The 12,160-nt window shown below is 42.1% G+C and carries 9 protein-coding genes; 5 read left to right on the top strand and 4 right to left on the bottom strand.

Annotation, left to right across the window (positions count from 1 at the left end):
- Positions 1-51 precede the first annotated feature (51 nt).
- Positions 52-1,518: a glycoside hydrolase family 1 protein gene (locus tag BK583_RS17645; RefSeq protein ID WP_055735543.1), complete on the top strand. Its 1,467-nt coding sequence runs from the start codon at positions 52-54 to the stop codon at positions 1,516-1,518.
- Positions 1,519-1,601: 83 nt separating this feature from the next.
- Here the strand turns inward: BK583_RS17645 and BK583_RS17640 are convergent, their stop codons facing one another.
- The 4 genes from BK583_RS17640 to BK583_RS17625 form a co-directional block, all read right to left on the bottom strand.
- Complete coding sequence (locus tag BK583_RS17640; RefSeq protein ID WP_055735544.1) at positions 1,602-1,865, bottom strand: hypothetical protein; 264 nt, start codon at positions 1,863-1,865, stop codon at positions 1,602-1,604.
- Between the two features lie 128 nt (positions 1,866-1,993).
- Entirely contained in the window at positions 1,994-3,238 is a 1,245-nt protein-coding gene (locus BK583_RS17635) for a metal-dependent hydrolase family protein (RefSeq protein WP_055735545.1), read from the bottom strand.
- A gap of 14 nt (positions 3,239-3,252) precedes the next feature.
- Positions 3,253-4,413, bottom strand: a complete 1,161-nt coding sequence (locus tag BK583_RS17630; RefSeq protein ID WP_055735546.1) for a hypothetical protein — start codon at positions 4,411-4,413, stop codon at positions 3,253-3,255.
- Positions 4,414-4,538: 125 nt separating this feature from the next.
- A complete protein-coding gene (locus BK583_RS17625) occupies positions 4,539-6,317 on the bottom strand; it encodes a helix-turn-helix domain-containing protein (RefSeq protein WP_055735547.1) in 1,779 nt (592 codons plus the stop codon).
- A 181-nt stretch (positions 6,318-6,498) separates the two neighbouring features.
- Here BK583_RS17625 and BK583_RS17620 point away from each other — a divergent pair, with 181 nt between their 5' ends.
- The 4 genes from BK583_RS17620 (at position 6,499) to BK583_RS17605 (ending at position 12,153) form a co-directional block, all read left to right on the top strand.
- Complete coding sequence (locus BK583_RS17620) at positions 6,499-8,295, top strand: glycoside hydrolase family protein (protein WP_055735548.1); 1,797 nt, start codon at positions 6,499-6,501, stop codon at positions 8,293-8,295.
- Between the two features lie 57 nt (positions 8,296-8,352).
- Positions 8,353-9,078, top strand: a complete 726-nt coding sequence (locus BK583_RS17615; protein WP_035396290.1) for a response regulator transcription factor — start codon at positions 8,353-8,355, stop codon at positions 9,076-9,078.
- A gap of 12 nt (positions 9,079-9,090) precedes the next feature.
- Positions 9,091-10,797 carry a cache domain-containing sensor histidine kinase gene (locus tag BK583_RS17610; protein WP_055735549.1) on the top strand — a complete coding sequence of 569 codons (1,707 nt, stop codon included), beginning with the start codon at positions 9,091-9,093 and terminating at the stop codon, positions 10,795-10,797.
- Positions 10,798-10,887: 90 nt separating this feature from the next.
- Positions 10,888-12,153 carry an ABC transporter substrate-binding protein gene (locus BK583_RS17605; protein WP_055735550.1) on the top strand — a complete coding sequence of 422 codons (1,266 nt, stop codon included), beginning with the start codon at positions 10,888-10,890 and terminating at the stop codon, positions 12,151-12,153.
- Positions 12,154-12,160: the final 7 nt, after the last annotated feature.

Below are 12,160 nucleotides of genomic sequence, written 5' to 3'. Positions count from 1 at the left end.
CTGCAGCGCAGTGGCCCCCAAAGAAATGAACAGGAAAGGGACGATGAGAAAATGAAAAACGAAATAACTGGATTTGATTCACATTTTCTATGGGGAGGCGCAACAGCTGCCAACCAAGTAGAAGGTGCATTTGATAAAGATGGAAAAGGCCTTTCAACTGCTGATATGGTCCCGTATATTCCAAAATCAAAACGGGGCATGAATATGGCGATGGATGTCACGTCAGAATACATTGAAGATGTGTTGGCTGGGAAAAGAGAAGATCGCTTCCCGAAACGAGATGGTGTTGATTTTTATCACCGTTACAAAGAAGACATTGCCCTATTTGCAGAACTAGGTTTTAAAGTATTCCGTCTGTCCATAAATTGGGCACGTATTTTTCCGAATGGAGATGATGCGGAGCCGAATGAAAAGGGATTGCAGTTTTATGAAAATGTCTTTAAAGAGTTAAAAAAATACAAGATCGAACCATTGGTTACACTTTCACATTATGAAACACCACTCGCGCTTACGCGAAAGTATAATGGGTGGTACAGTCGTGAAGTCATCGGCTTCTTTACACGTTATGCAGAAACGGTGTTTACGCGTTATAAAGACCTTGTTAAATATTGGCTAACATTTAATGAAATTAACGTTATGACGCATAGCCCTTATACAGGTGGCGGGGTTTTAATTGATCGTGTTCCGAATAAAACAAGCGACCAAATTGCTTACCAAGCGGTTCACCATCAGTTCGTAGCAAGTGCTTTAGCGACGAAATTAGCGCATGAGATTATCCCAGGGTCCCAAGTTGGTTGTATGCTGGCAAGAATGCAGACTTATCCAGTAACCAACCATCCAGACGATATTTTAAAAGCGCAACGAGATAATGATTTGAACTTGTTCTTTACAGACGTTCACGCTAAAGGTGAGTACCCTTCCTATATGAATCGGTTCTTTGCAGAGAATGAGATTGTGATTGAAAAAGAAGCAGAAGATGACACCATTTTGAAGCAGTATCCAGTCGACTTTATCTCATTCAGCTATTACATGTCTATTTCAGTTACGACCCACGGTGATCACGAGGATACGGTTGGAAACCTAGTCAAAGGTGCTGTGAAAAATCAGTATCTTGAATCATCCGATTGGGGCTGGCAAATTGATCCTAAAGGTTTACGTGTTACCCTGCGTGATTTCCACAACCGATATGGTAAACCATTATTTATTGTTGAGAACGGTTTAGGGGCGTACGACACGGTTGAAGCGGATGGCACGATAAAGGATACGTATCGAATTGATTACTTGAAGCAGCACATTGAACAGATGAAAGAGGCTGTTAAAGATGGTGTGAACTTGCTTGGGTATACGGCTTGGGGGCCAATTGATTTAATTAGTATGTCAACATCGGAAATGTCAAAGCGGTATGGCTTTATTTATGTCGATCAGGATGACGAAGGAAATGGTACGTTAAATCGCTCCAAAAAAGCTTCATTTGCTTGGTACAAAAATGTGATTGCAACGAATGGGGAAGAATTATAATAAAAGCGAAAAGGAGATAGAGGCTAATTAGCCCTTATCTCCTTTTTTTATCATCGTGCAGATAGACAACGGCTAACTGAATGCTAGAACGTCGAATGCCTCTCATTTGTTTGTACATAGATGGTTGCTAAATACTCAAGATAGTCATGTAAGGTGTCTTCGTTTTCGCTCATATTGGTCAAGATAGGGAATAATATCTCCATTTCCTCTTCAGAAGCCGTAATAATTTCATTTACAATGAAAGCTGTATCTATCATGTGAAGGTCTTGATCAATAGAAAAGCGATAGCGCTTATGTATAGTAAGTTTTTCTGCAAATAATTGCTGTAACTGTGAAGGTAAACTCATAAAATGTATCCTCCTTTTTAAAACGTAATGATTACGTTTTGTTAAGTAATAGTATACAGAAATGTGCTGTAAGAAGCAAGTAGCCTACAAAAAACAAAAAACTGCCCCTAAAAGGACAGTTTTACTTATTAAATGGCAAGTGTATCTTTATAGGTGTTACCGTCTTTCATCACAAAAGTAATGTGTTCATGATTTTCTAGAATGTGTATATCAGCAAGTGGATTACCGTTTACGATAATGAGGTCAGCCCATTTACCAGCCTCGATTGTGCCGACTTTTTCTCCCCAGCCCATACATTCTGCAGCGGTTTTCGTTGACGCAACAATGGCTTCCATTGGCGACATGCCAATTTCACACATAAGACCAAGCTCTCGAAGATTAATGCCGTGTGGAAAAACACCTGCGTCAGTACCCATTGCAATTTTTACCCCTGCTTTGTACGCTTTTTCAATGCTTTTCTTATGAATATCAATGACTTCTTTTGATTTTTCAATGGCATAGGGAGCCATCGTGTTTGATGTCTCGGCAGCCTCTAGGACGGCGAGAGGAGCAAGCAAGGTTGGGACGAGATAGGTACCATGTTCAAGCATGAGTTCTAATGCTTCGTCATCGATAAAAATGCCATGTTCGATGGAATGAATCCCGGCACGAACAGCGTTTTTAATCCCTTCTGCTCCTTGCCCGTGAGCCATTACTTTCACACCTTTACGAAACGTTGCTTCTTCGACCATCACTTCAAGTTCTTCCTGAGAGAACTGAGTGAATTCTGGATGATCGGTAGGGCTCGACACACCACCAGTTGCATGGACTTTCACAACATCAGCTCCGGCACGCAACATTTCACGAACGGTTTTGCGTACTTCTTCACGACCGTCGCACTTTCCATCAGGCATGCCTGGATAAACAGGCTGTGTCGTATCAATGCCAGAGATGTTCCAACTATCACCGTGTCCACCTGTAATGGTAAGTGGGTTGATGCTCACTTGCATTCTAGGACCATCTACTAAGCCATCTTCTACAGCCTTTTTTATGCCAGCATCAGCAAAACCCGCGTCACGTACAGAAGTAATGCCTGTTTGAATCGTCGTTTCTAGTCGCTTTGCTGCTTCAAAGAACCGATACGAGAATGGTGTTAATAACGATTCTTGCACATTTTTAATTTCAAGTGCCATATGAACGTGAGTATCAATGAGTCCTGGAAGGAGGTATTGACCACCTCCATCGATAATCGTTGCGTCTGAAGGAATGGGAATGGTTTGAGAAGTTCCTACCGCTTTAATGTGATTCTTCTCCACAAGTACAACTGCTTGTTCAATGGCGTCAATGCCTGTACCATCAATCATTGTTACGTTTGTAATAGCTGTTATCGTCATCTAAAAACTCTCCTTTATAGGGTTGATATTAGTATACTGGCGATTGCTACAGAACCAACTGTTACGGCAGTAAAACCACCAATTAACATTGGCGCCATTAGTTCGTCCATAATACGTTGACGCTCAGCTTCAGTTCGTCCCTCGCTCCGACTAATTTCCTCAACGATGAGGTAATCTCCAGGAAAACCATATAGGGCTGTAAGCACGACCGGAATTGATTTATTTATATCCCATTTAAATAGCTTTGCTCCGATAATGGCGCCGAGCATGAGCCCAGCAATGCCGACAATCATAATAACCATAACCGGTAGTAGGGAAGCGACAATTTGATCCCAAGTGACACCGATGAGGGAATTAATGACAACGAATATTAACGCAATCATCGTGATACCTGAGCTATTTGCTTTTTCCATTGAACGTTCTGGTAAAAAGCGAAGGGCCGCTGCGGCTACACCGATAGCGAGTGCCCAAAGGCTGGCGTTAATACCTGTAAACTGTCCTAAAAAGACGGCAAGAGCACCACCTGCGAAAAGGAGAAAAATAATGACAAAATGGCTTTGCATCCATTCTTTTGGAAGCACATAGCTTTTTTCTTTTTCTGTTGAATCAGGCGCTAACCCTTGAGCAGCGTCTGCAGCGGTTTCATCCGCTCGAATTTTTTTCGCATAGCGAGCGAGAAAAATAGATGTTAACGGCATTCCAAAGAAATTTTGAATAGTAAAAACAGTAATAGGAATAGCAATAATGGCTGTTAAGCCAGCTTCTCTTAATCCATCGGCCGTTACAATATACGCAATGATTCCGCCTGTAATGGGACCGGCGCCTGCCACAGCCGTTGCATAGTCAAAAAGAAGCGTGACAATAACGATGACACCAATAACAGAAAAGGCTAAACCAATTAATGTAATCAATACAGCTTGATATTGTTTGAACATAGTTTTTAATGGAATCATTGTCCCTAAATGAACAATTAATACAGGTACAAGGACGCCGCCGACAGCAACGAATGTTGAGGCAGCAATGTACTCTTCAGGTAAGATTCCCGTTTGTAACAAAACAAACACTGTTGCGACAACCACAAGTAATGTTGGAATTCTTGCTCGAGATTTAATGGAAATGACCTCACCGATGGCAATGATCGCGATGAATAAAAGTGCTAAATAAATAGGTTGCAAACCGGTTCCTCCTCTGTCAAAGTCTTGCACTGCTCGTTGACAAAAGAGTCTGAACAAATGCTTACATCTGACTATAATCTAAAAAGACAGACAATTCTATAGTCTTATTCGACAAAATTCACGGCTTATTTTTGTCTTTTGTGGCTAAATGAATTTATTTCTAAATAGTTTGCGATTTTTAAAGCTAAATGGGTATTAAAGGCTTCTTCTACTGTAAACCCTTTTATTTTAAGGAGTTCATAGATTTTTTTTAACCGGTACTTTACGGTATTTACATGAACGTAAAGCACAAGGGCTGTTTCTTTTAACCGCTGACCTTGTTCCATATAGACAAAGAGAGTGTTGAGTAATTCACCTGATGAGTCATGTGTCATTAGTGTGCCTAGTTTATCAAAAACGTAGTCTGTTAGTTCTTCTTCGTTCATATTCAAAAATAAGCGGTAGGGGCCAAGTGAATCAAAGTCGACCAGTTCATTCGGACGTTGTTTACGCTGCAAATAGTGAATGACCCGAACGGCTTCCATATAGGATTCTTTTAGAGCTGTTGGCTTGGATACATGGCGACCAAGACCTACATAACCAGATAGGTTCCACTTAGACTGTGTATAGGATAGCAATTCGTTCAAAAACGCTCTAATAGTTAAGGGCATGGTTGCGCTTGAAAACGTAAAAAGAAACGTCAAATCAAAATGGCGTTCGTAGACAATGGTGACATCGCTTAGTTTAGATTGTTCATAATACACTTTACGCATAAGCTGTTGCTTCATACGATTATACATCGGAACCGGTACACCTGAATGCTCTAACTGTAGCTTTCCAATCACATAACGCTGATGCGAACCTGTGGGAATGTGCATGAGCAATTCTTGAGTCGGGGCTTCAGGTTCTGATGAATGAATAACCATTTCTAGCAGTCTTGCAGTATACATAAGGTCGTCTACATCTTGTTTTTCTCGTTGATGGAGCTCCATCACGAAAATAGGTAAAGCCTGTTCAATCGCTACTTGATCAAGTGGATTTAACATGGCTTCTTTACTTCCAATGATAATGAGAAGCCCAATTGGTTCTGTATCAATTTGAATTGGAAATGTGTACAGCGCTGTTTGATCGTTATCCATTGTCCATGTTTGTACACCTTGATGTTTTTCAATATAAAGTGATGTTAGCATGCTTTCTAAGAGAGTAGACGGAAGAGCAAATGGTGATCGTTCTGGATAACTAGACAATTCTTCAGCAAATTCGTTCACAACGACGACATGCTTTGATAGTAAATGAGCTAAAGCACCTGTAATGTCATTCAATCCTCCATAAGAAAGGGACACCCGAGAGAGTGCTTGGTGGATTTCTTGCGTTCGCTTATTTTGGGAATACAAGCGTGCATTTTCAACAGCAATCGATGCTTGCCGTGCAAACGTTTCTAATAGGTCGAGGTCGTTTGGCTCGAATGTATGCTTTCGTTCAAAGATATCAACCGTCAATACGCCAATACACGTCCCATCTGATAGATAGAGAGGGACAGAAAGAGCGCTAACTGGGTATGCTAACTCAGGCAAGGATTGTTCATAATATAGGGCATTTTGAGTGCTTAAGTTGGCCATGCCTGTTTTAGTGTCGTGAAGATGAGAATAAATGTTGCCTCGTTTTTGTTGAAACGTTTTACCACTCATGCCTTCCCCTGGCTTTAAGCGGACTTTTCCTAATGTTTCCATGTTGAAGCCGATTGCGCTCTCTGCATAAAGAACGTCTTGTTGTTCGTCATATAAAAATAAAACGCCAGCCGTTGAGCCATCAATGACATGTAAGGCTTCTTGTAAGAGTTGGCGTAAGACATCAGGCAATTCCCGGGTCGAGCTCAACACACGAATGGAAGCCATTAAGCTCGTTAGTTGTCGATCTGTTTTCATAGAGCATCTCCTTACTTTTGTTCTGTTAAGCATAAGGGAAGGATGAGGGATTGGCTAGTGTTTTGGCGGAGAGTAATTGTTTCCAATATCTTAATTCGAGACTACTAGATCTTAAGGGAGCAGGAATATAGAAATGATGCGACCACGCTATACTAAATAGAACAATAAGAGGAGGGATGTCATGAAACACATTTTGAAAGCGTTTGCTTTTTTGGTTGTTTTTTTATTTGGAAGCTTGATTGTGACGGGTGCTCATGGAAAGACACATGAATTGCCATTATTCTATTATGAACAAACGATCATTGATCCAGATGATCTGATGTACAATCCCACAGGAGAATATGATTTCCCGACAGTCATTCGAGCTGAAGATTATTTTGACCAACCTCTTGGAACCTATTACATGTACTATGGACCTCATGATAGACCTGGTGGTATTGCGCTTGCTTATGCGGATTCTATCAAAGGTCCTTGGATGGAATACAGTGGGAATCCAATCATCGCAAGAGATTGGCAACCGCATTACAGTGTATCCCACGTTGCTTCAGCACATCCAATTTGGAATGAAGAAGAAGAGAAGTTATTTCTCTATTTTCATGGAGAGAATTCAGTGACACGCCTTGCTACATCAGAAGACGGCATTCATTTTGATTATGAGCAAGTGGTCATTCGCACGAGTGATTATACAGAAATTAATGAAGCCTCTTATGCGCGGGTGTTCGAGCATGAACTTGAAGGGAAAGACAATCGTTACGTCATGACGTTAATGGGAAATAACAATGGCACGAGGAAAATCTATTTAGCGTGGTCGAAAGATGGACGTGAATGGGAGACACAGCAGGAACCGCTAATCTCACCTCAACCGGACCAAGGAGGGAATCTATCCGGTGCGTATTACTTTCCTTATAACGGCAATCATTACGTAACGGTTCATGGAGGATCTGGCAATCAATATGTAGTCGATGTTGGTGAAAATTTTGATCAAGAAATTCATTTAGGCGCTTATTATCAGCCGGCACAAAATGCTCCAGAGAACGGACGAGCGGCTTCTCGTTCGTATATTTATTCGGAGAATGAGGTTTACATGATCTATGAAGCAGGACAACGCGGGTCAACAAAAATTGCGCTTGCTCGTGCCATATATGATGAAGAAGTACGAGACATGGCTAAAGCCACACTACGTTCCACGGATGTAGTTGTCCCTATAGGTAGCGAAATTGAGTTCGAAATAATAGCCGAACGTTACGACGGATCCCTCATTGATAAGCAGGAATTAGACGTTGAATTCACATCAAGTGATCCAACAATTGTGCGCATAGATCAAGGGAGGCTCTACTCAGGTTCAGAAGGATTTGCATCGGTTCAAGCCGAAGTGTATTACAAAGGAAAACGTCTTTCGACAAATTCCGTGTTATTTGAGGTTCGTGAAGGAGAGGTCTGGAATGTCATTGACGAATCCTTTGTCGATTACACGAGACGTTGGCAAGTTGCTAAGGGAAGCGCGGCTCAAGGAACCATTGAGCAAGGGGCTGGGTTCGTTGACATTCAAGAAGAGCGAAGAGGGAGTGGTTCTTTTCATTACCTCACACATAGCGGTTTTTACTTGCCTGATTTTCACTTTACCCTTGAAGCAGATCTCGCTGTTCTGGGACCAAGCCGAGGAAACGAGATGAGTATTAGACATGGCAACCAACAAAAATCAATTTTTATTCAGTATGATGGTGAGAGAGGGTGGATTCAAGACAGACTAAATCAGCCGACTGTTTCAGTGGAAATGAATCCAACTGCTCAAGCACGGTACACGCTTGTTTCAACAGGAAGAACGACGTACGACGTGTATCGTGAGGGTGAGTTTTTATTCCATTCGACATCGATCGCACAAACGGGTCAAGACCTGTTGAAAATTGGAGCGGATTCACAAGGTGATGCTGCCATGCGAGTAGAATCACTTAGAATGCAAACGAATCTTACTGAGTAAGCGAAATGGAACCTTCTGATCAAGAGGGTTCTTTTTCTATAAAAGGGAGGGATGGAAGTGTATAAAGTTGTTATTGCAGAAGATGAGAAAATGATACGAAAAGGACTGGTAACAATTGTGAATCAGCTTGTGAGGGATTTTACCGTTATTGGTGAGGCCGATAATGGCGAGACGGCGCTCCATTTGCTCGCTCATGATTGTCCTGATGTCTTGGTAACGGATATTCGAATGCCGAAACGAGATGGATTATCGTTAATGAAACAAGTCCGTGCTTATTTTCCACAGGTGCGCATTATCGTTGTGAGTGGTCACGAAGAATTTTCGTACGCTCAGCAAGCTATTCAGCACGGGGTGAGTCGCTATTTATTAAAGCCGATTGATCGAACAGAAGTGGTAGCTGCTTTCGATGAAATTAAAGCCGGATTAAGTGAGGTGGAAGAGAGCTATCACGAAGATCCGTTCATTCAGCAAGTGGATGACTATATTAAAGCGCATATAGATCAAGACATTACGTTAACAGATGTAGCTAAGCTTGTGCACTTACATCCGACTTATTTCAGTCAATGGTTTAAGGACAAGAGTGGAAAAAACTTTTCTACGTATGTCACTGAAAGAAGGTTGAAACGGGCTGAGACGTTACTTCATCAAACCAACTTGCGCATTTACGAGATAGCGAGAATGTCAGGCTATCAAAGTCAGAAACATTTTATGAAGCTATTTAAGAAAGAAAAGCAGTGTACACCGACGCAGTACAGGAAGAAAACGTTTATGCAACAAAAGTGAGGTGGGAAAAGCATGTCACTGAGACAGAAAATCATCGTGTTGTTTCTCGCTATTGTATTGGTGCCTTTAAATCTACTGGGAATGATTACCTATTCATATTTTTCGAAAACGTTGGAGGGTCAAACGTACCATTACACGGTACAAGTGATTGATCAATTGAATCAGAACGTCAATGCATTTATTGATGAAATGCACCGATTATCCCTTCTTCCTCTATACGATCGAGAAATTTTAACGATTTTAAAGAACCGAACCGAGGATTCTTATTCTTATTATCCACAAACGGAAGAACTTGAACGCATGAGTTCGTTTCTATCTACCCTCTCCTATAATCGAAAAGAGCTTTCTGGGGTTCATATTATTGCGAGAGATGGAAGTTTGTTTAGCGATCTCGGTTCACCTCGAACGGTACATCGTTTTAGTGATGAATCTAGCTTCTGGCATCAGAATATTCAACAAGGAGAAGGTGCTTCTTTGCTCGTGCCTGCTCACGAGCCAGCCTATATGGTTGGGAACGAAAAGACCGTTTTCTCAGTTGGCCGCTTACTCCGAGATCCAGATGGGTTCCGTCCCCTTGGCATGATTAAAGTCGATATCGAAATGAGCTATATTGAATCCCTGTTAACAGATGTGGATTTATCAGAAGAAGCGTCTATCACAATGGTTGATCGTCATGGACAGCTCATTTATGAAACTGGAAAAGCCATTACGCCTATTTTAAAGAAAGTAGACAAAGAGGGACAACCCCTTGTTGAACGTGAACGAGTGACGGCTGATGGCGTAAATTATTTACCGGTGCTCCGGCAATCGAGTGGAGAGGTTCAGACGATTGTGCTGTTACCAGAAAATGAAATTGTCGGTGCCTCCCAGTCACTCCGAATCGTCACCATTGGATTAATGGTAGCGGTGTCAGCGGTCATCCTTTTATTAGCGCGAGTCGCTGAGCGTTCATTAACCAAGCCAATCTTTGAGCTACGCCAAATGATGGAAAGGGCTGAAAAAGGAGAATTTCAGCACCGTATGACGCCTTCTTCGAAAGACGAGCTGGGTCAACTTGCTCTTAGCTATAATCATATGATGGAGCAGATTAACGAGCTGATTGCAAAAGTGTATCAAACCGAAATACGTGAAAAAGATGCCGAAATAAAAGCACTGCAAACGCAAATGAACCCCCACTTTATTTACAATACATTAGAACATATAAATATGATTGCGATTACAAAACATGAATACGAACTTTCCGATATGGTCGCTTCTCTCGGACGCCTTATCCGCTACAGCATCGATCAGAAAACCCGGTTTGTTCCTTTGCGAGATGAACTGTTATTCGTTAAAGCGTATATAGCCATTCAAGAAAAACGATTAGAAGGAAAAGTAACGTTTGATATCTCCATACCAGAGAAGATGTTGACGCTCTTCATCCCGAAATTAATTCTTCAACCGTTGCTTGAAAATGCCATCGTGCATGGACATCAACATGGTGAAATAAAAGGAAGAATTGTAGTAAAGGGGTGGCAAGATCACACGTTTTCTTACTTGGAAGTGAGAGATCAAGGGCAAGGAATGAAGCAGTCCATGAGTATTGGAACTGGAAACCGTGTGGCGCTTACCAATATCGCAGAGCGACTTGCGCTGCTTTTAGGAGAACAAGCTGTGCTGACCATTAAGAGCGAGGAAGGAATAGGGATGTCCGTCACAATCACTTTACCAAAGACCTGAATAAAAGATACCAAATCAAAAACGAGCACCCTCCCAAATTGTAAGCGCTTTATTTAAACTGATAATAAGAACAAAAAAGGGGGATCTAAGATGAAAAGATGGGGTGTTAGCGCGGGATTTTTGCTTATTGTGGCAGGCTGTTCTTCCTCTGGTGGGTCGGTGACAAATGATGGAGAAGAACAAATTGAATTGACCTTTTCAACATGGGGCAATGAAAACCACATTGCCGTTTATGAAGAATTATTAGAGGCCTATTACGTCGATCATCCAAATGTAAACGTTACGATTCAAACAACACCATTTCCAGATTACCAGCAAAATATGACGGTATTAGCGGCTGGACAAGAACTTCCAGACATCGGCTGGGCGGCTGAACGGATGGTGCCACAATTTATCGAGAATAACATTCTTGCAGACATTGGGGTTCTTCGACAAGATGAATCATTTAACTTCGATGATATCTTGCCAGGCACGATTACCCAGTACGAAGTGGACGACGCCCTCTATGGTGTGCCGTTTTCTAGTCCACCTCATATCATTTATTACAATAAAACCCTGTTTGAAGAAAAAGGTTTAGACACACCACAAGAACTTGAAAGTCGAGGAGACTGGACGTGGGAGGCTTTTGAAGAAGCCGCAGCTGTTATTGCCGAAGATGAAGGTGTTTACGGTGCCAATTTCTTTCGGGCTTGGGAAACGTGGGAAAACCTACTTGCTCATACGCGAGCTGAGGGAGGCGACCTTTTTAACGAAGAGACAACCGAGTTTACGTGGAACAGTGATGCTGGTATTTCGACATTAGCGATGCTCGATCGAATGATGTTTGAAGATCGCTCTCATCCACGCGCAGGCGATCAGGTTGCATTTGAAGCTGGTAATGTAGGGATGTTCTTTGATGTCTATAGCTATGTATCAACGGCTAGAGGCATTGACGCATTTGAGTGGGATATTGCGCCAGTTCCCCTTGGCTCAGCAGGGCGCTCGCCGATTCTTGGTCAGGCAGGTTATGTGATGTTTGAAGGAACCGAGCATCCAGAAGAAGCGCTTGATCTCATTCGCTACTTTGCGAGTGAAACAGGAATGGAAGCAACCTCTACTTATTTTGCACCACCACGCGCATCGGTACTTGAATCGGATGCATTTATTGAACAACCTGGTAATCCTCCTCGGGAAAGCATGGAGTCAACGATCTTAAGCTTAAGCGAGGAAGCACGTGTCTTACCGATTCACCCTGAATGGCAAAACATCGACAATCACATTCTACAAGGGTTTGACCGGTTATTTGGTCAGACTGCGGAACCAGCCGACATTCTTGAACAGATGGAAGCGAGTATTAATCCGCTGGTGCAAGAGTGAGCTGCGG

Origin of the sequence: Shouchella oshimensis (genome assembly GCF_002019765.1) — a bacterium.
In the GTDB taxonomy this organism is placed as follows: Bacteria; Bacillota; Bacilli; order Bacillales; family Bacillaceae_D; genus Shouchella; species Shouchella oshimensis.
This window is presented reverse-complemented; position numbering and strand designations above follow the sequence as displayed.